Source organism: Paenibacillus sp. B2(2019), from assembly GCF_008370385.1.
GTDB lineage: Bacteria > Bacillota > Bacilli > Paenibacillales > Paenibacillaceae > Paenibacillus_AQ.
Genome location: NZ_VTZR01000025.1, coordinates 499,428 through 521,846 on the forward strand (window position 1 = coordinate 499,428; position 22,419 = coordinate 521,846).

Here is a 22,419-nt window from a genome sequence, read left to right on the forward strand (position 1 = left end):
ACAGTGTTCAAACGTACGGATGACAAGATCACAACCTCGCAGGCTGCCATAGTATTGACGAATTCGATGCTAGGAGCTGGAATTCTGACCTTGCCCAGAGATATTGTCCAAGCTGTGAAGACTCCAGATGCCTGGATTTCTGTGGTGCTGGGTGGTATTATCGTGTTTTTAGTGATAATGGTAATGGTGAAGCTTAGTCAGCAATTTCCAGGTAAAACTGTTTTTCAGTATTCTAAAAAAATTGTTGGAAATCTTCCAGGCGGTTTACTGAGTTCTTTGTTGATTCTGTACTTTATTGTGATTGCGGGATTCGAAATCCGTGTACTGGCGGAAGTAACATTGTTCTTTCTTCTGGAAGGGACACCAACCTGGGCGATCGTGATGCCGTTCATCTGGGTTGGTACTTACTTGGTGTACGGTGGGATTAATTCCATTGCCCGCGTGTTTCAGATTGTGTTTCCAATCAGTATCTTTATTCTGATCATTTGTTTTATTTTAAGCACCAGGATTTTTGATATCCAGCATTTGCGTCCTTTTATGAGTGAAGGTCTGATGCCTGTCATCCGGGGCATGAAGTCGAGCATCCTGATCTTTACTGGTTGTGAAGTTGTAATGACAATGACGGCTTTTATGGAGCATCCGCAGGAAGCGGTCAAGGGGATGATGGTCGGATTCTGCATCCCGCTGGTGCTATATCTGGTTACTGTTGTGATGGTTATTGGCGGCCTGACCATTAATTCTGTAATCACCAGTACCTGGCCAACGATAGATTTGGTACGAAGCTTTGAAATTTCAGGTTTCTTTTTTGAACGATTTGAATTTCCGCTGCTGGTCATCTGGCTGATGCAGATGTTCTGTAATTTTTGCAGCTTTTTCTTTAATGCGTCACTTGGAATCTCGCAAGTGTTCAACCTGAAAATCCATCCGGTGATGTTCGCCTTAATGCCCGTAATCTTCATCTGCACGATGATCCCGCAACGCATCAATGATGTCTTCAGTCTTGGTGATTCGATTGGCTATATGGGTGTGCTGATCTTTATATTGTTGCCACTGTTATTGTCGATTGTATTACTCATTAGGAAGAAAGGACTCAAGCAGAATGTTTAGACAGAGGGTTATACACTTACTATTAATATCCATGATTCTGCTTACGCAGCCTGGCTGTTGGAGTAGTAAAGAAATTGAAGACCTGAGTGTTTTTACGGGATTGGCGCTTGACAAGGGGGAACCTAATTCGCTCGAGCGGGAATTCGATGAACGGGGAGGAAGCTATCAAAAGCATAATAAAGTTACGGCAACCGTACAAATTGTGCCTGAAAGAACAATCGGAAACTCCGGCAAAGACGGCGAAACACCCAAAACCCATTTTAACAATATTTCAGAAACAGGGGATTCTCTGCTTGAAATATTCCGTGAGTTCTCCATTCGTCAGAACCGTCCGATTATAGGCCATCACCTCAAAGTCATAGTCATATCAGAGGATCTAGTGCAACAGGAGAAGATCAGACAAATAATGGATTTTGTACTGCGAGATAACGATATTCGTCCCAGTTGTCTCATATTTCTTAGCGAAGGGCGTGCGTCTGATACGCTTATGACGACTGAGGAAGAGATTCCTTCTTTTCGACTGGCGGAGATGGTTCGTAACAACTTCAGAACTAGTAAAATTATGAAGGGTATAACATTATCGAATCTAGATGCGTTGATGTACTCCAAACAAAGCTTTGTGTTGCAGAACGTTATAGAGGCACAAGGTGAGGTCAAATTTTCTGGAGCGGGTATTATCAAGGGAGATACAGGACATTGGATCGGTAATCTCGACCAACATGATGTGGAGAGTATTGCCTGGATCAAGGGAGATATAAAAGGCGGAAGCATCAAAGCATATGATCAGTCGAATGACTCGATTACTTATGAGATTAAATCCGTTAAGAGCAAGATTACACTGAATGAAACCGAGGATAAGAAGATATCGTTTCATGTTGCAATTGAGTCCACTGGACGACTAATAGAGGATTGGGATGTGAAAGAGCATTCCTCGAGTGTTGGTTACTTCAAAGAACTAGAGAAGATATTCGAAGAGAAATTAACCCAACATATCAATAGTCTTATCCATAAGATGCAGTCCACTTACAAGGTGGAGGTAGCAGGATTCGGTGATTGGTACAGCATTGAAAAGCCGCATGTCTGGAAACAGATTAAGGATCATTGGGACGAGGAATTTACTCGGATTCCAGTGACCTTTGATTTAAAGCTTAAGATTACCGATTTTGGTTCAACATCTGATTGAACGAATTTTCAGACAGAATATCGAAAATATTTTTAATCGAAGCACCCGAATTAGCGGGTGTTTCGTTATGTTCGGACATATATTGTATTTTTCTAGAAAAAACAAACCATATATCTTAAATTTGACACCTTGTTGAAAGCGCTTAACAGTACAATAATAAGCCTATAACGAAAATAGGGGGCGTCAAACAATGGTCAGCAAAAAAATGAAGGCAACTTCAACAATTGCGTTATCAGCAGCTTTGGTTTTAAGTATGGCAGCGTGTGGAAATTCAAACAACAACGAGAGTAAAGGCGCTACAGAGTCGAAAGGGAATACAGCTACGAATGCTCCAGATGCCGGAACTACAAAAACCGAAAGCGGTAAGAAGGTCACGATTACTTTTCAAAATATTTACCCGGATCCAGCAACACCTTCTTATAAGATGCTTCATGAATTAGTTGACCAATATGAAAAAGAAAACCCTAACATTCACATCGAACTGGATACTTTAAATACGGACCAGCAAAAGGTCAAATTGAAAACACAAGCCGCTTCCAAAGAAATTCCTGATATTACGATTGTTAACCCGGCTGCACAAATGAAACCTTTCGTTGATGCTAAGCTGTTTGCTCCTCTGAATGACATGCTGGATCAAAATGGACTGAAAGACACTTATCAATCCGGTCTACTTGATTACTACAGTTTCGATGGTAATGTTTATGCGCTGCCAGATGGTAATAACATCGAGGTAGTCTACTATAATAAAGAACTCTTCGAGCAAGCGGGCATCGCAGACACTCCTAAAACATTCGATGAACTACTCCAAGATGTAAAAACCTTGAAAGCAAAAGGCATTACGCCAATCGCGATCGGTGAAAAAGATTCCTGGACGGGTTCATTCTTGTTCATGAATATCCTGCTTCGCACCAATGGAGGACCTGGTTTCCTTCAAGATGTACTTGATGGCAAAAAAACATTTGAAGATCCTGCTTTCGTAGAAGCTGTAGATCGTTTCCAAGACCTCGTGCAAGCAGGTGCATTCCCAGATGGAGCAACTTCCATCGATGCTAATGCAGGTGGTAATATCTTCAAATCCGGTAAAGCCGCTATGTGGGTTATCGGTTCATGGGAAACAGGTGCAATTGACGCTTCCTCAGTCGCTGGTAAAGCAGGAGCCTTCCAATTCCCAAGTGTTAATGGTAAAGGGGATCCAAATGAATTCATGCTCGCACCAGGTAGCGCCTTTGCGATTTCTGCGAACAGTGAGCATTTACAAGAAACGAAAGATTTCTTGAATTTCTTTACACTGAATCTTCCTAAAAAACAATTTGAACTTAAAAATGCTGTAGGGATTGGTCAAAAAGTGGATGGGGACCTGAAAGGCGCAGGATATTCTGATCTGGCGATCAACATTTCAGGATTGTTCAATCAGGTTAAAGGTGGCGACTTGGCCTTTGACAACACCATGAACCCAGCTACGGCACAAGTCCATCTAAGCAGTATCCAAAATCTTTTTGTTCAAAAAGTGGATTCTGCTCAAGTAGCTAAAGAACATCAAACCGCATTTGAAGCTAATAAATAAGAAGGTTTTGAAAACACGATGCGAGGGTGCTTAAACGCTTCTTCGCATCGTGTTTACATTCTAGGGGGCGGAAATAATGAAGGTACTAAAGGTTCCAGCGCGCACAATCGCCGTCTTCGTGTTACCTTGCCTGCTTTTGTATGTGTGCTTGGTGTTTGCTCCTATCCTAGTATCCTTTTATACAGGATTGCTGCAATGGGACGGAATTACGACTACGAAAACATTTGCTGGACTTGCTAATTTCAAAGAGATGTTTTTTCATGATCCAGTGTTTTGGCCATCTGTTAAGAGAACGTTACTCTATGCTGTGGCTTCTATGGTGGAAATTCCATTTTGTTTGTTGATGGCTATCCTGCTAAATCGGTACGTGAGAAAAGGAAACACTTTGGTTTCTATTTACTTTACGCCGGTTATTTTGTCGGTGGTTATCATTGGGCAGCTCTGGAAAACGATCTATGACCCTGTCTCCATGGGCGGGATGTTGAATGGCGTCCTGATCTCTCTTGGGCTGGATAGCTGGACTCACAATTGGATCACAGAACCTAAAATTGCGATGTTTGCGCTTTATGCAGTATCTCTTTGGCAATATTTTGGCTACCATTTGCTGATTCAATATACCGGTGTTCAGAATATCCCGGATGAGCTGTATGAAGCGGCAAAGATTGATGGGGCTGACGGATTCAAAGCCGATCGATATATTACTTTTCCGCTGATTATTCCAATCTTTAAAATATCTATCGTACTTGCTTTTATAGGATCTTTGCAGGCTTTTGATCTCGTTATGGTCATGACAGCCGGTGGACCCGCTCATGCTACAGATGTTATTTCCACACATATGTACAACAGTTCTTTCTTATCCTTTAAATATGGATATGGTAGTGCTATCGCTTCGTTCTTGGTTATACTCTGCCTTGTGTTTACTGCTAGCATTAATACTATCTTTAATAAGCTTGAGAAAAAATTCAGTTAGCAAAGGAGTGCGCGATCATGCGGAATGTCAAGCATAAACGCCCAAAGCGTCCTTACAAGGACGGTAAGCGTTTAAGCGAGAAATATAAGAATAATGTATTCCGTGAAACTAATACGTTCTTATATTTTAAAAAAGGACTCGTGTATCTTATCTTTGCGATTCCTGTCGTTACCCAGCTATATCCTCTGCTATGGCTAATGCTCTATTCCTTGAAGACCAATGAAGAGATTTTGGGAGGAAGTTTTTTCTCATTTCCTAAAGTATTTCAGTGGCATAACTATAGCGAGGCTTATAAGTCCGGTAGCTATTTAAAGTATTTATCTAACAGTGTAGTGGTTACCGGTGTAACGATGATCTTCGTCATCCTGCTTAGCTCGATGGTAGCTTACGCGATCTCACGGTTCCGTTGGCGTTACGGCAACTTGGTCATGACGATCTTCTTAATGGGGATGATGATTCCCATGCAGGCCACTTTGCTTCCGCTGATGATCATTTTCAAAAATATGCATATTCTGAATACACATTTATCGCTCATATTGCCTTATGTAGCTTTTTCAACCCCTATAGCGGTGTTCATATTAAGTGGCTTTATGAAGAGCATTCCGCATGAAATTGAAGAATCAGCCTTTATTGATGGGGCGAGCGTATATCGGATCTTCCGCACGATCATTCTTCCTGTATCTGTACCACCGGTAATGACTGTATGTATTCTAACGTTCATCAACATTTGGAATGAGTATATCTTAGCGGCCACCTTCATTTCCTCCGAGAAATTGAAGACCTTGCCCTTTGGCGTGTACACATTCGTTAGTCAGTATTCTGTAAACTATGGGAATATCGGTGCATTTCTAGTGATGGGTGCGTTACCCGTCATTTTAATCTATTTCTTCTTATCCAATCAGATTACAAAAGGAATGGTGGCGGGCGCAGTAAAAGGATAAATCTATATTGCAAATTACAATAATGGAATTATAATGAAGAAGCAGCAGGACAGATGAGTTTGAGGAGGGAAGCCTTTTTGAGAAACAGCTTTCATTCCATCCACCATCGATTGTTTTTGCTGTTTCTTTTTTGCATGTCTAGCATTCTATTAATTGTGAGTCTGCTCTATTACAACCGGACAACCGTACAGTTTCATGAGAAAATAAGTGATTTGTCGCAGAAGAATGTCGCTCAGACAGCGGATCTATTCAGCTTACTGTACAAAGGGTATGATAGTCTCTCTAAATCACTCAGCAATAACTTTGAATTGATACGTTTGATTAATGAGACAAGCACTGAGCCCGCGGTTGCTTACATTAATGAACAGACAATTACCAATATTCTAGGAGCTATATTTTATTCTCGGGATGATCTCGTAGGTATCCATGTCATTACAGATAAAGGTAAGATCTATAATTACGGAAACTATATGAATGTGGTTGATCCCGAATATATGAAGGAAGATTGGTACCATCAGCTGCAAGCTTCCTCCGGTAAAATGGTCTGGCTCGGCGTCTATGAACATTCTCTTATCGATCAAGTGGAGGATAGTCCTGTGTTTGCCTTCGGCCGTCAGATTTACGATCTCAATGAACACAAACCGATAGGCATTGTTCTGTACGAGACGAATCCGAAACCTGTTCTGGATGCGTTGGATAATGTGAAGCTGGGTGAGCATAGCCAGGTGTATTTAATGTCGCAGGATGGACGATTCGTATCCTCTGCCGAAGATCAGGAACCTGATTTAACTCAGCTCCCGTCTTTGCAAAACTCCCAGAATGTTGTGGTCGAACAGACAGCCAACCGTCTGCTTGTCGCTTCTAAACTGTCCTTCTCTGGTTGGTGGGTGCTTAGTATCACTCCTAATCGCGACCTAAATGTAGAGTTGGTAGAGATGAAACGTTATCTGTTTATTGTATTTTCGATTCTTGTTCTCGTCTCTACTTTGATAGCTTCTATAGTTTCACGAACGATTTCTTTGCCGCTTAAAAAGGTGATCCGAGAGATGAAGCAGGTGGAGATCGGTAATTTTCGGGGAATGGTGAATGTTTCATCTTATCAAGAGATTAATATTCTTGTTGCTTCGTTTAATCGGATGGTTCGCCGGATCGAAGAACTAATCGAGCGGGTAAAACTTTCTTCCGTCAGTGAGAAGAATGCTGAGCTTCATGCCTTGCAATCTCAAGTGAACCCACATTTTCTATACAATACTCTGGATATGATTTATTGGATGCTGGATGAGAAAGGAAATGAGCAACTAGGTGAACTTGTTCTCTCGCTATCTTCGATGTTCCGTTACAGCAGTCATTGGGAAGCTGACGTAGAAGTCACGCTACGAGAAGAACTGGAACAAATCGGGCACTATCTAAATATTATTTCCATCCGGCTGGAAGGTCGTCTAAGGATTGAGATAAATATAGATGACCGATGGCTTGAGGTTCGCCTTCCCAAGATGACTGTACAACCGGTCATTGAAAATGCTGTAAAACATGGCTTGGAATCGCTCGACCGTCAAGGTATTCTGAAGGTGAGTGTACTTGAAGAAGCTGGAGTACTGAACATCGTCGTTCAAGATAATGGCAAAGGTATGGATGCAGAGAAGCTGAATGCGCTGGTGGAATCCTTGGATCGACCAACAACGAAAGAAAATGGAAAAATGGGGATCGGTCTTCAAAATCTGCATCGGCGGCTCCAGCATATGTTCGGAGAATCCTATGGTCTTGTGATCCGGAGCTTACCTGGAGAAGGAACCGAGGTTGCTATCATGCTGCCGATTCCACAGGAAGGAGAGCATAGTCGTGAACATTCTCATAGCTGATGATGAACGGGTGATCCGAGAAGGCATTAAGCGCACTATAAGAAGTATCTATCCAGATTATTGTGTACATGTTGCTGCGTCGACAGAAGAAGCGGTCAAGATTATGGAGGAACAGTCCATCCATATCGTCTTAACAGATATTCTTATGCCCGGTATGAATGGGCTAGAGTTCATGAGGATTTCTAAGCGGCGGTATCCTTATGTCAAATGGGTGGTCATCTCTGCACACAGTGAGTTCGCCTATGCGCAGGAGGCCGTTCGTCTTGGAGCGAGAGATTATCTACTTAAGCCGATCGGTAAAAGCAAGCTACTTGAGATTATTAGTAACTTATCGCTAGAAATAGAGCAGGATCATAAACTTATTAAAGATGAAGACCGGCTAAAGTCAAGTCTGAAATACTTAAGAGAAGGTGTATTTCAGAGACTCGCTTCTGGTTTTAATCTCGGTAATTTAGACATCAGCCAATTAATAGAAGACCATCAATGTTTCTATTTGATTTTGCTACAAATGGATTCGGGTGATAAAAACATTCGGATAGAACATTTTATTGTAGAGAATGTGTTAACTGAGCTGATAGAGCGTGACGGAAGCGGTTTTGTGGTCAGTTATGACCGCCAGAGTCTGCTGGGATTAATCACCTTAAGAGAAGAAGCACGATTAGAATCTTTTCTGGAAGATGGGCGGACCTATTTGAAGCAATATTTAAAAACACCTTTCCAAATGATCCATTCCGGACTTAGCTACGATATAAATACTGTCCCTCAGATCGTAACGAGTTTAAGAGAGGCAGTGAATTCGCAAGTATTGGATTTAACGCCAGCGAAAGGTAGTGGCGAAAAAGCCATCGACATCGCATTGCAATATGTAAAAGAACACTATTTCGAAGACCTTACTTTGGAAAAGATTGCTTCCGTTGTATTTCTGAATCCGGTCTACTTCAGTCAATTATTTAAACAGAAGACGGGTCAAGGCTATAAAGAATACGTGACATCCTTACGATTGGAGCAAGCCAAGTTGCTGCTAGTGAACTCGAAGCTTAAGGTGGCAGAAATCGCCGAACGTATTGGATATCAGGACATGCGACATTTTACACAGATGTTCCGCAAGCGGTTCCTAGTAACTCCGACGGAGTATCGTCAGCAGCTTAACAATGGAACCTACTGAATTTTTGTTCATAGGAAAGGAAAAGGATCTCTGCAGCCATTAGGGTGGCTATAGAGATCTTTTTTTGTGTGTAGATCAGTATGGGTAACTAGAAGCAGCGTATATAAAAATAACGAAAAATAAAATGAATATGGCGTAAAGTAGAGTGCCGACAATCCCGCATACCAGACCCGCAATAGCTAAGCCTCTTCCTTGCTCATACCGAACCCGTATTTCTTTAAGGGATAGGGCAGACAGAATAACCGCTACAATCCCTAACAAAAATCCGATATAAGGAACAATTATGGAAAGTACTCCTAAGACGAAACCAGCAATTGACTTGCCATTCATCGGTGTTGGTGGGGGCGGGGGAGGATAATAGTTTTGATTCTCGTTCGGCCCATAACTCATTCAAATCACCTCCTATCAAGTGTGTTATTGGATGTAGTTAATCCAGTGTTCAAGCTGTACACAAGGAATGAGTCCAATAGATTCAGCTAGTCTGATGGAAGCTTGATTTGTTTCAAGCACATGATAGCGTGGAATAAACCCTCGTTCTAACGTTTCTTGTATGGCGGTTTGGACCACCTTTTTCGCATACCCGTTTCTTTGAGAGGATTCTAAAGTATGTACAGCGCCGATTTCCCAGATGGTTTCTTCATTACGGAACGCTAAGCAGGTACTGACCGGATTGTCGTCTAGGAAAATTGACACGGAAAAAGCCCCGTTTTGAAAATAGTCTTCTATTTCGTCTTTCGTGTAATGATTAGCGGCCCACAGCGGAATTAATCTGTCGTCAACCACATGACTGATAACAACATCTTCGTCCTTCGGAAAGATTTGTCCCTCAGCTGTACTGTATGAGTAGAACCCCCGGACTTTCTCCATTGAAAAATGTGATGATAATGCCTCTTTATAGTTCACGTCTTGCAGTTTAAAAACAATTTTTGCTTGTGGAGGCAACAATTGAAACAGAGCCGGAAATACATCTGGGCTGCTGTAATCCATAAATACGATGTAATCCGCTTGAGGATATACTCTATGATCATATGCGTACGCTGAAGCAGGAAGAAGCAATAAAACACCCCATTGATTTCCTTGCTCCACAAGATGAGACTCCATGACTTCATGGAATGAGGTTAGCATTTTTAATAAACTGACATTCTTCAACGGTTCTTTGCGCAATCTGGTCATAATTCGGTCATTCTGGTGCATGTTATTTACTCCCCGCTCAATATATTTCAATATAAATTGCACTTATGCAGATCATTATATTTAGGATAATTATTATATCGCAGAAATACGTCAGCTTGACAGTGACTGCTATAATGTATTAGGAAAATAAAGCTTGCTGTTTGATGCAGCATACGTAATCGGAGGCACAGAATTTCATGACACAATCTATCACACCCGCTGCAGTTCGTGTAGGAGGAGGCCTAACTAAGCAATTCATACTTATTTTAGCCATTGCATCAGGATTAAGCGTTGCAAATATGTATTACAATCAGCCCCTTTTGGCCGATATAGGACGAACATTCCATGCATCCTCTAACGCAGTAGGATATGTATCGATGCTTACTCAGATCGGTTATGCGCTTGGGATGTTATTCTTTGTTCCGTTGGGCGACATCCGTGAACGAAGAACACTAATATCCGGACTTCTTATTGCTGTATCACTGTCACTTGTTGGTTTCGCTACAGCTCAGAACCTTATTTGGATGTATATCGCCAGTTTTGCTATTGGCATAACTACGGTCGTGCCGCAGGTCATCATTCCTCTCTCGGCGGAGCTCGCTTTGTCAGAAGAAAGAGGTAAGGTTATTGGAACCGTAATGAGCGGGCTATTTTTTGGTATTTTGCTGGCAAGAACAATATCCGGAATTATAGGAGATATGTTCGGCTGGAGAGCGATGTACTGGATTGCCGCAGCTATAATGCTATTGTTATCCCTTATCTTATACCAACTAATTCCAAAGACGAAACCAGAAAATAATTCATCCTACTCAGATCTACTGAAATCAATGGGGAATTTGATTCGCAGATATTCGACGCTTCGTGAAGCATCACTGATTGGTGCTTGTATGTTTGGTGGCTTCAGCGTGTTCTGGACTTCACTGGCTTTCTTTCTAGAGGGTGAACCTTACCACTATAGTAGCTCTATCACAGGCTTGTTTGGGCTGATCGGTGTAGCAGGTGCTGCGGGTGCTCCATTTATCGGGAGGTTAGCTGATAGGATCGCACCGAAAAAGATAGTAGGTATACTACTATTGCTGACATTGATTGCTTATGGATTCTTCGGTTTAGCTGGATTTACAATTTGGAGCCTGATTGCCGGTGTTATTATCCTGGATCTTGGAGTACAAGGGTCACAGGTTAGTAATCAAACACGGATCTATGCACTTGAGCCGGCGGCGCGCAGCCGAATAAATACGGTGTTTATGGTTAGCACTTTTACAGGTGGAGCTATTGGATCAACACTTGGAAGCTTTGCATGGCAGCATTGGGGCTGGAATGGCGTCTGTCTGATGGGTGGAATGCTAATTGTGGCCGCTATATGCATATGGATAGTCTATAGAGGAATTGAGAAGAAGACATTCAACGCAGGAGGTGCATGAGCATCGCTCAGAAGACGAAAGTCGTAGAAGTTGTCCCTTATGATCCAGAGTGGAAGGTAGAATTCGATAGAATAAAAGAACAGTTGTTATCTTATGTTGGCGACCTCATTATTACGATAGAGCATGTGGGGAGTACTTCCATTGAAGGACTCGCTGCTAAACCCATCATAGATCTTGATCTTGTAATGGATAGCTACGATGTACTCCCACAAATCATAGAACGTTTACAACAGCATGGTTATGAACATCAAGGGAACTTGGGAATCGAGGGCAGGGAAGCCTTCAAAAGACGTCAAGCGGACGAATTCATGAAATATCATCTGTATGTATGCCCTAAGGATGGAAAAGGGTATTTGGAGCATATCGCTTTTAGAGACTATCTCCGTTCAAATGCGGAAGCACGTCAAGCATATGCAGAAGTCAAACAGCATTTGGCGGAACAACATCGCTACGATATGGATGCTTACTGTGAAGGAAAGACAGCGTTTGTCACCTCGATTTTATCAAAAGCCATGAAATAACCCATAAGCAATCATGTGCCAGATCGAAGATGGCCTCGATATTCACTGGGGGACATACCGCTCCACTTACGGAACTGCTTGGAGAAATATAACGCATCATTGAAACCGACCGAAGAGGATACCTGGTCGATGGTGAGCGTTCCTCCAAGCAGTTCCTTTGCTTTATCCATGCGAACCTTTAACAAATATTGCTTGGGTGACATTCCGATCTTTTGCTTAAAGGCCTTAGAGAGGTGTGCCCTATGATAACCAAGAGAGGATGCCATGTGGTCGATACTGATCTGTTGATGAAATTGGAGAGAGATCCAGCGGATCGCTTGATTGATCTGGCGGTCGATAACATCCGGTAATTGTGCGGATTTAGGGGTGAGCGAACTTATGTTCGCAAGACCGAATTTGTGCACCAGAAGACGCAGCCACCCAGAAGCCTCCAAACTTTCCAACCTTGGATAAGCAGACTGCTGAAAGGAAAAACGAATATGCTCATACAAGTTATGTATTTCTATAAGGTTATCTATGTGTATTAACGGCTTGTCCGGTGTAATCCCCACTTCTTTAAATAGCTGTTGAACGGCTTCCCCTTGCAAGGCCACCCATACATAAGTCCAAGGCTGTTCCATGTCTGCCTGATAGCTGAATAATACCCCTGGGAAAATAACAAAGGTATCTCCTGTACCACATACCTGTGAGTTACTTCCACTCTGAAATATGCCTTTTCCATCTATTACGGTATGTATAAGGTAGTAATCGTGAACGGATGGCCCCATTTTATGTCCAGGAACCGGTTTGCCTTCACCGCTGAACAATACAGTCAGGTCGGGTTCATCTGGAGCAAGATTAAGCCCTGCTGAGAAATGATAATGCTCTGAAGCCATTTGCTTCTGACCTCCTATACATGATTTGAATTACAATTAGATTATAGGACATATCACTAAAATGCAACAAACATCCATATATGAATTGTATTTCTCCATACTCATTGAGACCGCTCTCATTTATAGTGAATAGTGAAGAGAGAGACGGATATCCTCTGGCATTCTAGTGTTTATAAGGGAAATTCATTGAGGTTTTCTGAGTGGCTAGCGATGTCGAGACCGTAGAACTCACTATTTAAGGAGGAATATTTCATATGTCCAAAATTACATTTATCGGAGCGGGCAGTACTGTATTTGCAAAGAATGTTTTAGGAGATTGCATGAGAACTCCAGCCCTTCAAGGCTTTGAGCTTGCCCTATATGATATTGATCTTCAGCGCCTGAAAGATTCCGAGAATATGCTGAGTAATATAAAAGCAAGTAGTGGCAGTACTTGTATCGTGAAATCCTATACGGATCGTAAGGAAGCTTTGCGCGGAGCTAAATATGTGATTAATGCGATTCAGGTCGGGGGTTACGATCCTTGTACCATTACAGACTTTGAAATTCCGAAGAAATATGGCTTGCGTCAAACGATTGCGGACACGGTTGGTATCGGTGGTGTTTTCCGCAACTTACGCACGATTCCTGTCATGCTTGATTTTGCGGCAGATGTGAGAGAGGTTTGTCCAGATGCTCTGTTCATGAATTATACGAATCCAATGGCAGTATTGACCAATGTGATGAACACTTATGGTGGTGTGAATACCGTTGGATTATGTCATAGCGTACAGCATTGTATTCCAGGCTTATTCGAGCATCTGGGAATGGATCAGACGGGTGTACAGGCTAAGATTGCCGGGATTAACCATATGGCTTGGCTACTCGAGGTTACGAAGGATGGAGAGGATTTATATCCGGAAATCAAACGCCGCGCTGCCGAGAAGCAGAAAGAGCATCACGGGGATATGGTTCGTTATGAAATGATGCTTAAATTTGGTTACTATATTACGGAGTCTTCAGAACATAACGCAGAGTATCATCCTTATTTTATCAAACGTAATTATCCTGAACTCATCGAACGGTTTCAAATTCCACTCGACGAGTACCCACGCCGCTGTGTAGATCAAATTGAACGCTGGCAGCTAATGCGTGAAGAATTAGTAAATAATAAAGAGCTTGTACATGAACGTTCGCATGAATATGCGTCCTACATTATGGAAGCCATCGAAACGAATGTACCTTTCAAAATCGGTGGTAATGTTATGAATACAGGTCTTATCACCAATCTTCCGAAAGAAGCATGTGTAGAAGTTCCGTGCCTTGTAGACCGCAGTGGTGTCACTCCAACCTTCGTGGGAGATCTGCCTCCGCAGTGTGCCGCACTGAATCGTACGAACATTAATACACAATTGTTAACAATTGAAGCAGCGATTACTCATAAGAGAGAGCATATTTATCACGCAGCTATGCTCGATCCGCACACTGCCGCCGAACTGTCGATGGATGACATTACGAATATGTGTGATGAGCTGATCACAGCCCATGGAGATTGGTTGCCCGCGTATAAATAAATTGCCTATATCTATAAAGTAATACTTAGAAAGCCTGAGAAATCAGGCTTTTTTTGCTTATCTGTCTAGGACAACTAGGGTCCTACGGAATACACATATATGGACACCTAAATGCGGAGGTGAAGCATGATGATCGTTGAGAATTATACTTTAGCATCATCCACATCCCATGCCACCCCTTATTATGTGATCAGAGGTGGGCTCCCTGGTCCTGTGTTTATGGTGGTGTCCGGCATACACGGGAATGAAACGGCAAGCATTCGTGCGGCGAAAAACATCGTGAATCACTTAAGACAAGGAGAAATATATATTTACCGTGGTACGCTTATTATTGTTCCCCTCATGAATCAAAAAGCTTATCGCAAACGAATTCGGGGCGTGCCCGATTTGAACCGGACGTTTCCGCGTACTCGGAGTGGATCTGCCAAACATCCGTTATCCGTAGCCTTACTTCAATTAGTACGGCGTTATCGCCCCACCTGGTACCTTGATCTCCATGAAGCGAACGGTTTGTCTCAAAGAAATCCGAAACGCCTCGGTCAGTCTATTATTATTAAGCCGGGGAGCCAAGGTACGGTTACGGCAAGACGTATCATAAAAGACATTAATCGTACAATCGCTAATACTTCTTATCATTTTAATATCCGTTTACGAGAGCGCCCCGGGTCGTCACGTGCAGCCGTCTCCCGTATCATAGGGGCGAAGGCATTTACTGTGGAAACCTGCTGGAGTCTTGATCGTGACCTTCGTATTCGCTATCAGATAGACATTGTTAGTCGCTTTTTAAGAAGTGCTGGATTGATGTGATGATGATTAGATACGCTGTATGCCAAGCAAGCTGACCCTTAGTTCATAGGAATCGGCTTGTTTTGTGTGGATTTGAAAGATCATTGACAACAATGGGTATAGTGTATATATTACATATATACATTGAATACACATAAACTAGGAGTGAGGGCGCGAGTTCATGAACATATTGATATCCAACACTTCCGGTGAACCCATCTATGCACAGATTGTAAGTCAGATCCGCCAGATGATCCTGCAAGGAGAGTTAGTCTCAGGTACGCCTTTACCTTCTATTCGACTGTTAGCCAAAGAGCTGCAGATTAGCGTAATTACAACAAAACGAGCTTACGAAGAACTGGAGAGAGAAGGCCTGATCAATTCCATTGTGGGAAAAGGTTCCTTTGTTTCTGGTGCAGATCAGGAGTTTATTCGTGAGCAGCGGCTACGGATCATGGAGAACAAGATGAAGGAAATTATTGATGAGAGTAAGCTGTTGGGGATTGATTTTGCTGAGTTCAGTGAGATGTTGAAATTGCTGTATGAGGAGGAGACAGAATGAACGATGTCATTCAATTGAATCAAATATCTAAAAAATATGGCCATTTTAGCCTATGCGAACTTACGTTCGGTATTAAAGAAGGATATATAACGGGGCTGATAGGGCCCAATGGGGCAGGGAAAACAACTTTAATTAAAATGATGATGGGTATGGTACAACCCGACCAAGGAAGTATCAAGATTTTTGGCGAAAAAACATCCATAAAGAATGCAAAGTACAAAGATCGAATTGGGTATGTTTCCGATGAGAACTACTTTTACGATCAATTAACCATCGATCAGATGAGCAAGATGATTGCTCCCTTTTATAGTCAGTGGGATAAAGAGACTTATAGGAAATACATAGAGATGTTCAAGCTTTCCCCGCGGAAAAAGATTAAAGAACTCTCAAAAGGGATGAAAATGAAGTATTCGCTCGCCATTGCTTTATCACACGGTGCAGATCTGCTCATCATGGACGAACCTACTGCAGGTCTTGATCCCATATTCCGAAGAGAACTGCTTGATCTGCTTAGTGAGCATATCCAGGATGAGAAGAAATCTATTCTTTTCTCCACGCATAACACGACTGATTTAGACCGGATAGCGGATTATATTGTTTTTGTGAATGAGGGGAGGTTAGTTTTTAATGAGATGAAAGAATCTCTCCCTAATAAATATATGCTGGTAAAAGGCAACAAGGAGTTGCTTGATCGGGATGTGCGAAAATGGTTCATCGGGCTTAGAGAGACGGAAGTTGGTTTCGAGGGTCTTCTGAACAATCGCTCTGAGGGCGAACGATTCTTTAGAGATCATGCCATATGCGAGACACCTACTCTGGAAGAAATCATGTATTTTACGGTAAAGGGAAACGCTTTGTATGTTTAATCTCTTGCTGTTGATTCGTAAAGACATTATTCTCCTGCGGAATTTTATTCCTTTATTTCTCTTGAGTATTTTGTTTGTTGCATATGTACAATTGGATAGCTCCAGTATGTTTGCTACCTTTCAATCTTTACTATTGCTCGTATACTCCTGTTCAATGGATGCACAGAATAACAACACAAAGTTTGTTATAGGACTGCCAGTAAGTCGGCAAGAGATTGTCTTGGCTAAATACTTATCACTGATTCCTTATAGTTTCATCGGTTTGGTTTGCTCTTTAGTTTTGTTTCTAATTTCCTTTTTATTTGGATATTCCATTAGCCCAGTGTATTGGATAGGGGTATCTTTAACGTTACTTATGATTCCTGTGACTGCGTCTATTTATCTGCCGATTCATTATTGGCTTGGATACAAAAACTATTACTTCAATATCTTTTTTAATGTAGTTATAACGATAACCACCATAAACGCTGGATCTTCACTCTCACATTCATCAGTTTTCTCAAAAATAACCCATTTAAAGCTGCAAGATCATCTGGTGCAGATAGGTTTGATAGGGATCGTTTATCTATTCATCTTGTACTTCTCATATAAGATTTCACTACGATTGTTTTGCAGGGAAGAGTTATAAGCTAAGGAGGACTTATAGTGTATCATTCATTTTATCTTATTCAAAAAGACTTCATTCTTTTGCGTAAATTTCTGATGCTGCTCATCCCTTTCTTTATTTTTATAGCTTACTCGAACTATCATAGCTTCAGTTTATTTACGGTAATGCCACCCATGCTGTTGTTGATAAGCTCCTGTTCTATGGATACTCAGCAGATGACGCAACGGTTTCTAATTAATCTCCCTGTGCGGAGACAAGAGCTTGTCCGTGCCAAATATTTCTCAATCCTTCCGTATGCGCTTGTTGGGCTGGCAGCAACTGCTTTTACCTATCTCCTGATTATCATGACAGGTAAAGAGGTAACCCCTCATTTTTGGCAAGAGGTTGGTATTGCGATATCTATTTTCCCACTCCTCGCTATGCTTTATTTACCGATTCATTACTGGTTAGGGGCTAAAGGAACGCAAGTGGTTAATCTCGTTTTTATGATGATTATAATGGTTGGTCCGAATGTGATCGGTAGTTTGCTTCAATGGTTTCCTAACCTAGATAACTGGCAGAGCTTTGGCGCGAAGTCTAGCTTTATTCCTTATATCATACTAGGACTCGCTTACGTGCTTTTACTCAGCTGTTCTTATCTCATTTCTTTGCGGATTTTTGAGAAGAAGGATCTGTGATGTTAATAATTTGAGATTTAGATTGAATTCATATACCATTATCACTACAAAGATAAATACTGTAGGGGAAGGGTATACATCTAATGCCTAAAATGATTTATAGTTTTCGTACAAAAATGATTATGCTGCTGATGGCCAGTATGCTAGTATCCGGTGGGATAACCTTTTTAATCTATAAGGCGCTCCAGCGATATTATCACTCTGAGGTGAAATTTGAGAATCCACTAACCAAAGTTCGCTATGTAATAAGAGATATTGGAGATGTGAATACATTTTTAATTATCTTTATACCATTAGCCATTCTATTTTTCTTCTTATTCACTAAGCCTTATGCAAAATACTTCAAAGAAATATCAAAGGGGATTCATCAACTAGCATCAGGTGATTTCTCCGAACGAGTAGATATACCCTCCAAAGATGAATTTGGAATGATTGGTCATGATCTCAATCTAGCCATTGAGAATATGCAAGAAGCCATTGAGCGGGGAGACATTGCCGAGAGCAGTAAAGATCAACTCGTGTTGAACCTGGCGCATGATTTGCGTACACCCCTAACCTCGGTTATCGGCTATTTGGATTTTATTTTGAAAGACAATCAATTAACCCCTGAACAGACCAGGCATTACACGACAATTGCTTATACTAAATCACAACGTTTAGAAAAATTGATTGATGAGCTGTTTGAAATTACAAGAATGAATTACGGCAAGCTTAAGCTTGAGAAATCCTCGATTGATCTCAGTGAGCTTCTCTTACAATTAAATGAAGAATTATATCCTGTCTTTGAGAAAAATGGCCTAACCTCCAGATTGGATATGACACAACCTCTGATGATTTACGGTGATGGGGAATTGTTAGCACGTGTATTTGAGAACCTTCTTACGAATGCGGCCCGATACGGAAACGATGGTCAATTTATTGATATTCACGGTTACTTGGACGCTAACGAGGTAGTCGTTGAAGTAATCAACTATGGAAATTGTATTGAGCCGGAAGAGCTGCCACGAATTTTTGATATGTTTTACACGGGTGATCGTTCACGAACACATCCAACAGGAAGTACGGGACTTGGCTTGTTTATTACTAAAAATATAGTAGAACAGCATAATGGAGCCGTATCTGCGCAAAGCAGTGTGGTGCGGACAATCTTTGAAGTGAGACTCCCGAGAAACAGTAATTGAAGACCATTTCTATACGATGAAGTACCAACCTAAAGAGGATTCGTTGGTGGGTGATATCTAAAAATCGTCCACCTTTGAAATCCTCTTAAAAACATGATATAATTAGCATGCTAATTAATTTGTAAGGTGGTTCGGGGGAACAAGCTGTGATTGAAAATGAGATAAGAGAACTACTGGATAGAATTTCAGCAGAAATGCGTAGAGATTATGCAGCATTGCTTAGAGAATTTAATCTTCATGTGGGCCAAGAACAGTTATTATGCCGGTTATGGAGATCAGATGGAATGACACAGATCCAGTTAAGCGAAAGTCTGAATTGTGAGCCTCCAACTATTACGAATATGGTGAAATCACTTGAGAGTCATGGGTTTGTTGTTCGAAAAAGAGATCCTGAAGATGGCAGAGTAAGCCGAGTGTATCTAACTCCAGCCGGACGTAATCTTTGTGAACCTGTGGAACGTATATGGAATAAGCAATTGGATAAATTATTAACAGGAATTTTACCCGAAGAACGTTTATTATTAAGAAGGCTTATGAAACAGATGGTTGTAAATTTATTAGCAAGCTAATCAAAACTTAGAAAAGAGGAACATAGATGATTACCAGTTTGACTCGTATTAATGAACTAGCCAGGAAAGAACGTGAAGAAGGTCTGACAAAAAGTGAATGGGTGGAACAGATCGCTTTGCGTGAAGATTATCTACGTGAAATTCGTGGACAAGTTCGTAACAGTCTATCGGGAGTAACGATTGTAGATCCTGAGGGAAATGATGTTACGCCTGAAAAAATTCGTTTATCGCGTAAAGAATCTTTGAACTAAAATGTAGCTAATGAAGTGAATTTACACCTTTAGAATATCGTTGAATGGTCTTATGGGCTAATCAGCGAATATCTAAAGGTGTTTTTTTATGATATCAAATGGACGAAAGTGGAATCATATTTATAAAAGTTATCTTAACGGAAGCTTAATTTGATTTTGTTAGCTGATGCTGAAAGTTAAGGTTCACTTAAACTTGTGTTTCACAGGATCTAAGACTGGATTGTTAGAATGAAATGGACAGAAGAGAAGATATAAATATGTGGGGAGCGGGAATTACATGATGAAAAAGACATTTTTCTTTTTACTGAAAGCAATAGGAGTTATAGTCATAGCCATAGCGCTTTTTCTAGCCATTGTTTTTACTGTTAATGTGATCTGCAACAAAATCGAGAAAGGAAAAATTGAACCCTATGGTCAGCTTGTACCTGTAGATGGAAAAAAAATGAACGTCACGATTCAAGGAAATGGTGAAGAGACGGTAGTATTATTACCAGGATATGGAACTGCAGCGCCGGGTATTGATTTTAAGCCGCTTGTAGACGAGTTATCTCCATTTTACAAAGTGGTTGTGATTGAGCCATTTGGCTATGGATTAAGTGATATCACCGAAAAAGAACGAAGTACTGAAAATATAGTGAGTGAGTTACATGAAAGTTTACAACAATTAAATATAGACCGTTATATTCTGATGGGACACTCCATATCCGGAATTTATGCTCTAGACTATGTAAACAAATACAAAAACGAAGTTAGTGCATTCGTAGGGATCGACAGCAGTGTTCCGGCACAAGGAGCCGGCGATGAACTTCCAACAGCAGCCTTAAAATCACTTAAACAATCAGGTTTCTACAGATTGCTGGTTAAACTCTCGCCTGATCAAATCATTGCACCCGATGTTGATGCTAAAACGAAAGAGCAAAATAGAATGCTTTCGCTGAAAAACATGATGAATCCAAATATCATCAACGAAGCAGATCATTTCTCAAGCAACTTCAAAGACGCAGAAAACTTAAAGTTCCCTAAAGAACTTCCCGTGATGTTCTTCTTAGTAAAAGATAATTCGGATGTTGAGGGTTGGGCAGCTTTACACGAAGAGCAGATCAAAGATTCCTTACATGGGAAGATGATGATGTTTGAAGGCGATCATTATTTACACCATACCCGATCGAAAGAAATCGTGGAGAACTTCAGAAACTTCATGAGTGAGATAAAATAAGAGTGAATAAGAAAACGTCGAACGATTCATATAGTGAATCATTTGACGTTTTTTTTAGCTTATATCATACTACTCATATAACAAGAGATAAACAGCGAGGTAAATCATGAGCAAAAGAAATAGAAAAAGAAACATCCTAGTATCGATATTGGCAGGTATAGTTGGGATATGTTTGGTATCCATTTTATTAAATAAGACCTACCGTACTACGTTTGAATCCTTGCCTGAAACCGATCGGCTGATGCTGACGGAGTTATCCGAGTTGTATAACAATTTCGAGCAATCCAGTGATCAGCTCTGGAATGAGGATTATCGATTTGACACCAAACCTTTGTTGCTGGTGCGAACGACTAAGGATAACGGTCTGATTCGTAGCGAAGGGTTTGCCGTGAATGTACCTATGCAGGAAGGGATTTTTGCCGAAGAAATCAAAATGCCCGAGTCGATGAGCTTACCGAAGGTCTATCGGATCAGTCGTTTTTCACCGACAACCCTCTCGGCATGGTTTCCAGCTAATTTTGGGACGCTAAATCTGAAAGGTATAGAAACAATGTATTTTAAGTATTATCCCAAAATGTTCAGCGATCCCGCGCTATATTTTGATTTTTCTTCTTTTTTATTGCATGAAGGGTTTCATATCTTCAAACAAAAAGACTGGAAGTATGATGCCAATGGGGCTGAGCATATCGATAACTATCCTGTAAATGATGAGAATTACGCTTTGATGGGCATCGAGTTTAAACTGTTGGATCAAGCAATGGCTGAAAACAATCCTCAACGCATTCAACAGTATTTACGTGATTGGACAGTTGTACGAAATTACAGGTACTATAAATGGCCCCAATTAATTGGCGAGGCGAAAGCAGAAGCCATTGAAGGTTCTGCAAGGTATTTGGAATATCGCTATAGTAAGTTAACTGGCGGTAATTTAATGGTGCTGGCCACCAAGCAGGAGCCTTACCATGTGACATTTATGCAGGCATATGATTTTATTGCTAACGGACAAGCGGAGTCACCTTCTTTTTTGGAAAGAAGTATGCGTTATGAAACTGGGGCCGCTTTGGAGTTAACGATGGATAAGGCAAACTTACCATGGAAAGAAGCGATAGAAGATGTACCAGGGAAGAAACCAGGAATGACACCGCACGAGATTTTGAGTGACTATTTTAAAATGAATGATCTAACTACTATTGAAAGCCAGTTAGGTAAAATAAAAGAAGTGTACGATTATGATGCCTTACGCAAACAGGGGGCGAAGATAGTTAAGCAGGTTAATATCGAATAGTAACATTAAACGTCGAACGATTCATATAGTGAATCATTCGACGTTTTTTTATATGTTCTAATTTTCACACTAATTCTTATGAATATT

The 22,419-nt window shown here is 41.1% G+C and carries 23 protein-coding genes; 20 read left to right on the top strand and 3 right to left on the bottom strand.

Features of this window, described 5'->3' with window-relative positions; translation table 11 throughout:
• Positions 1–3: 3 nt before the first annotated feature.
• The 7 genes from PAENI_RS27585 to PAENI_RS27615 all read left to right on the top strand — a co-directional run bounded on the left by PAENI_RS27585 (position 4) and on the right by PAENI_RS27615 (position 8,789).
• Positions 4–1,107 (top strand): GerAB/ArcD/ProY family transporter, encoded by a 1,104-nt coding sequence (locus PAENI_RS27585; protein ID WP_149647459.1) that lies wholly within the window; start codon positions 4–6, stop codon positions 1,105–1,107.
• Entirely contained in the window at positions 1,100–2,290 is a 1,191-nt protein-coding gene (locus tag PAENI_RS27590; protein ID WP_149647460.1) for a Ger(x)C family spore germination protein, read from the top strand. The genes PAENI_RS27585 and PAENI_RS27590 overlap by 8 nt, the downstream gene beginning before the upstream one ends.
• Before the next feature lie 190 nt (positions 2,291–2,480).
• The gene (locus tag PAENI_RS27595; RefSeq protein ID WP_042188568.1) at positions 2,481–3,854 is read left to right on the top strand and encodes a sugar ABC transporter substrate-binding protein; all 1,374 of its coding nucleotides are present in this window, start codon (positions 2,481–2,483) and stop codon (positions 3,852–3,854) included.
• 76 nt (positions 3,855–3,930) lie between these two features.
• On the top strand, positions 3,931–4,824 hold the full coding sequence (locus PAENI_RS27600; RefSeq protein ID WP_042188566.1) for a carbohydrate ABC transporter permease: 894 nt from the start codon (positions 3,931–3,933) through the stop codon (positions 4,822–4,824).
• Positions 4,825–4,841: 17 nt separating this feature from the next.
• Complete coding sequence (locus PAENI_RS27605) at positions 4,842–5,765, top strand: carbohydrate ABC transporter permease (protein WP_262495756.1); 924 nt, start codon at positions 4,842–4,844, stop codon at positions 5,763–5,765.
• A gap of 77 nt (positions 5,766–5,842) precedes the next feature.
• Positions 5,843–7,624, top strand: coding sequence for a cache domain-containing sensor histidine kinase (locus PAENI_RS27610; RefSeq protein ID WP_149647461.1), 1,782 nt, complete (start codon positions 5,843–5,845; stop codon positions 7,622–7,624).
• Complete coding sequence (locus PAENI_RS27615; protein ID WP_149647462.1) at positions 7,605–8,789, top strand: response regulator; 1,185 nt, start codon at positions 7,605–7,607, stop codon at positions 8,787–8,789. The genes PAENI_RS27610 and PAENI_RS27615 overlap by 20 nt, the downstream gene beginning before the upstream one ends.
• Positions 8,790–8,864: 75 nt before the next feature.
• Here PAENI_RS27615 and PAENI_RS27620 read toward each other — a convergent pair whose 3' ends face one another.
• Positions 8,865–9,179, bottom strand: coding sequence for a DUF4190 domain-containing protein (locus PAENI_RS27620; protein ID WP_149647463.1), 315 nt, complete (start codon positions 9,177–9,179; stop codon positions 8,865–8,867).
• Between the two features lie 24 nt (positions 9,180–9,203).
• Positions 9,204–9,983 (bottom strand): GNAT family N-acetyltransferase, encoded by a 780-nt coding sequence (locus PAENI_RS27625; RefSeq protein WP_149647464.1) that lies wholly within the window; start codon positions 9,981–9,983, stop codon positions 9,204–9,206.
• A 176-nt stretch (positions 9,984–10,159) separates the two neighbouring features.
• On the opposite strand from PAENI_RS27625, the gene PAENI_RS27630 reads away from it, so the two are divergent.
• Together PAENI_RS27630 and PAENI_RS27635 are read left to right on the top strand one after the other, a co-directional pair.
• Positions 10,160–11,383 carry an MFS transporter gene (locus tag PAENI_RS27630; RefSeq protein WP_149647465.1) on the top strand — a complete coding sequence of 408 codons (1,224 nt, stop codon included), beginning with the start codon at positions 10,160–10,162 and terminating at the stop codon, positions 11,381–11,383.
• Complete coding sequence (locus PAENI_RS27635; RefSeq protein WP_076283636.1) at positions 11,380–11,904, top strand: GrpB family protein; 525 nt, start codon at positions 11,380–11,382, stop codon at positions 11,902–11,904. Before PAENI_RS27630 ends, PAENI_RS27635 begins: the two co-directional genes overlap by 4 nt.
• 11 nt (positions 11,905–11,915) lie before the next feature.
• Here PAENI_RS27635 and PAENI_RS27640 read toward each other — a convergent pair whose 3' ends face one another.
• Positions 11,916–12,779 carry an AraC family transcriptional regulator gene (locus PAENI_RS27640; protein WP_149647466.1) on the bottom strand — a complete coding sequence of 288 codons (864 nt, stop codon included), beginning with the start codon at positions 12,777–12,779 and terminating at the stop codon, positions 11,916–11,918.
• 254 nt (positions 12,780–13,033) lie between these two features.
• Here PAENI_RS27640 and melA point away from each other — a divergent pair, with 254 nt between their 5' ends.
• The 11 genes from melA (at position 13,034) to PAENI_RS27695 (ending at position 22,332) form a co-directional block, all read left to right on the top strand.
• Positions 13,034–14,332 (top strand): alpha-glucosidase/alpha-galactosidase, encoded by a 1,299-nt coding sequence (gene melA, locus PAENI_RS27645; RefSeq protein WP_149647467.1) that lies wholly within the window; start codon positions 13,034–13,036, stop codon positions 14,330–14,332.
• A gap of 129 nt (positions 14,333–14,461) precedes the next feature.
• Complete coding sequence (locus tag PAENI_RS27650) at positions 14,462–15,139, top strand: M14 family metallopeptidase (RefSeq protein ID WP_149647555.1); 678 nt, start codon at positions 14,462–14,464, stop codon at positions 15,137–15,139.
• A gap of 160 nt (positions 15,140–15,299) precedes the next feature.
• The gene (locus tag PAENI_RS27655) at positions 15,300–15,680 is read left to right on the top strand and encodes a GntR family transcriptional regulator (protein WP_094869071.1); all 381 of its coding nucleotides are present in this window, start codon (positions 15,300–15,302) and stop codon (positions 15,678–15,680) included.
• Entirely contained in the window at positions 15,677–16,546 is an 870-nt protein-coding gene (locus tag PAENI_RS27660) for an ABC transporter ATP-binding protein (protein WP_149647468.1), read from the top strand. Before PAENI_RS27655 ends, PAENI_RS27660 begins: the two co-directional genes overlap by 4 nt.
• Complete coding sequence (locus tag PAENI_RS33115) at positions 16,539–17,174, top strand: ABC-2 transporter permease (RefSeq protein ID WP_149647469.1); 636 nt, start codon at positions 16,539–16,541, stop codon at positions 17,172–17,174. Before PAENI_RS27660 ends, PAENI_RS33115 begins: the two co-directional genes overlap by 8 nt.
• Positions 17,175–17,191: 17 nt before the next feature.
• Positions 17,192–17,830 carry an ABC-2 transporter permease gene (locus PAENI_RS27670; protein ID WP_149647470.1) on the top strand — a complete coding sequence of 213 codons (639 nt, stop codon included), beginning with the start codon at positions 17,192–17,194 and terminating at the stop codon, positions 17,828–17,830.
• A gap of 83 nt (positions 17,831–17,913) precedes the next feature.
• Entirely contained in the window at positions 17,914–19,011 is a 1,098-nt protein-coding gene (locus PAENI_RS27675) for a HAMP domain-containing sensor histidine kinase (protein ID WP_149647471.1), read from the top strand.
• Between the two features lie 146 nt (positions 19,012–19,157).
• A complete protein-coding gene (locus PAENI_RS27680; RefSeq protein WP_262495757.1) occupies positions 19,158–19,580 on the top strand; it encodes a MarR family winged helix-turn-helix transcriptional regulator in 423 nt (140 codons plus the stop codon).
• 26 nt (positions 19,581–19,606) lie between these two features.
• The gene (locus PAENI_RS27685; RefSeq protein WP_149647472.1) at positions 19,607–19,831 is read left to right on the top strand and encodes a DUF896 domain-containing protein; all 225 of its coding nucleotides are present in this window, start codon (positions 19,607–19,609) and stop codon (positions 19,829–19,831) included.
• Positions 19,832–20,108: 277 nt separating this feature from the next.
• Complete coding sequence (locus tag PAENI_RS27690; RefSeq protein WP_149647473.1) at positions 20,109–21,047, top strand: alpha/beta fold hydrolase; 939 nt, start codon at positions 20,109–20,111, stop codon at positions 21,045–21,047.
• 106 nt (positions 21,048–21,153) lie between these two features.
• Positions 21,154–22,332, top strand: coding sequence for a hypothetical protein (locus tag PAENI_RS27695; RefSeq protein WP_149647474.1), 1,179 nt, complete (start codon positions 21,154–21,156; stop codon positions 22,330–22,332).
• Positions 22,333–22,419 lie beyond the last annotated feature (87 nt).

What these genes read in the sequence shown, in the direction of transcription:
- PAENI_RS27590 (WP_149647460.1), top strand. Translation starts at nt 1,100, where the DNA reads ATGTTTAGACAGAGGGTTATACACTTACTATTAATATCCATGATTCTG.
- PAENI_RS27595 (WP_042188568.1), top strand. Translation starts at nt 2,481, where the DNA reads ATGGTCAGCAAAAAAATGAAGGCAACTTCAACAATTGCGTTATCAGCA.
- PAENI_RS27600 (WP_042188566.1), top strand. Translation starts at nt 3,931, where the DNA reads ATGAAGGTACTAAAGGTTCCAGCGCGCACAATCGCCGTCTTCGTGTTA.
- PAENI_RS27605 (WP_262495756.1), top strand. Translation starts at nt 4,842, where the DNA reads ATGCGGAATGTCAAGCATAAACGCCCAAAGCGTCCTTACAAGGACGGT.
- PAENI_RS27620 (WP_149647463.1), bottom strand. Translation starts at nt 9,179, where the DNA reads ATGAGTTATGGGCCGAACGAGAATCAAAACTATTATCCTCCCCCGCCC.
- PAENI_RS27625 (WP_149647464.1), bottom strand. Translation starts at nt 9,983, where the DNA reads ATGCACCAGAATGACCGAATTATGACCAGATTGCGCAAAGAACCGTTG.
- PAENI_RS27630 (WP_149647465.1), top strand. Translation starts at nt 10,160, where the DNA reads ATGACACAATCTATCACACCCGCTGCAGTTCGTGTAGGAGGAGGCCTA.
- PAENI_RS27635 (WP_076283636.1), top strand. Translation starts at nt 11,380, where the DNA reads ATGAGCATCGCTCAGAAGACGAAAGTCGTAGAAGTTGTCCCTTATGAT.
- PAENI_RS27640 (WP_149647466.1), bottom strand. Translation starts at nt 12,779, where the DNA reads ATGGCTTCAGAGCATTATCATTTCTCAGCAGGGCTTAATCTTGCTCCA.
- melA (WP_149647467.1), top strand. Translation starts at nt 13,034, where the DNA reads ATGTCCAAAATTACATTTATCGGAGCGGGCAGTACTGTATTTGCAAAG.
- PAENI_RS27650 (WP_149647555.1), top strand. Translation starts at nt 14,462, where the DNA reads ATGATCGTTGAGAATTATACTTTAGCATCATCCACATCCCATGCCACC.
- PAENI_RS27655 (WP_094869071.1), top strand. Translation starts at nt 15,300, where the DNA reads ATGAACATATTGATATCCAACACTTCCGGTGAACCCATCTATGCACAG.
- PAENI_RS27660 (WP_149647468.1), top strand. Translation starts at nt 15,677, where the DNA reads ATGAACGATGTCATTCAATTGAATCAAATATCTAAAAAATATGGCCAT.
- PAENI_RS33115 (WP_149647469.1), top strand. Translation starts at nt 16,539, where the DNA reads ATGTTTAATCTCTTGCTGTTGATTCGTAAAGACATTATTCTCCTGCGG.
- PAENI_RS27675 (WP_149647471.1), top strand. Translation starts at nt 17,914, where the DNA reads ATGCCTAAAATGATTTATAGTTTTCGTACAAAAATGATTATGCTGCTG.
- PAENI_RS27685 (WP_149647472.1), top strand. Translation starts at nt 19,607, where the DNA reads ATGATTACCAGTTTGACTCGTATTAATGAACTAGCCAGGAAAGAACGT.
- PAENI_RS27690 (WP_149647473.1), top strand. Translation starts at nt 20,109, where the DNA reads ATGATGAAAAAGACATTTTTCTTTTTACTGAAAGCAATAGGAGTTATA.
- PAENI_RS27695 (WP_149647474.1), top strand. Translation starts at nt 21,154, where the DNA reads ATGAGCAAAAGAAATAGAAAAAGAAACATCCTAGTATCGATATTGGCA.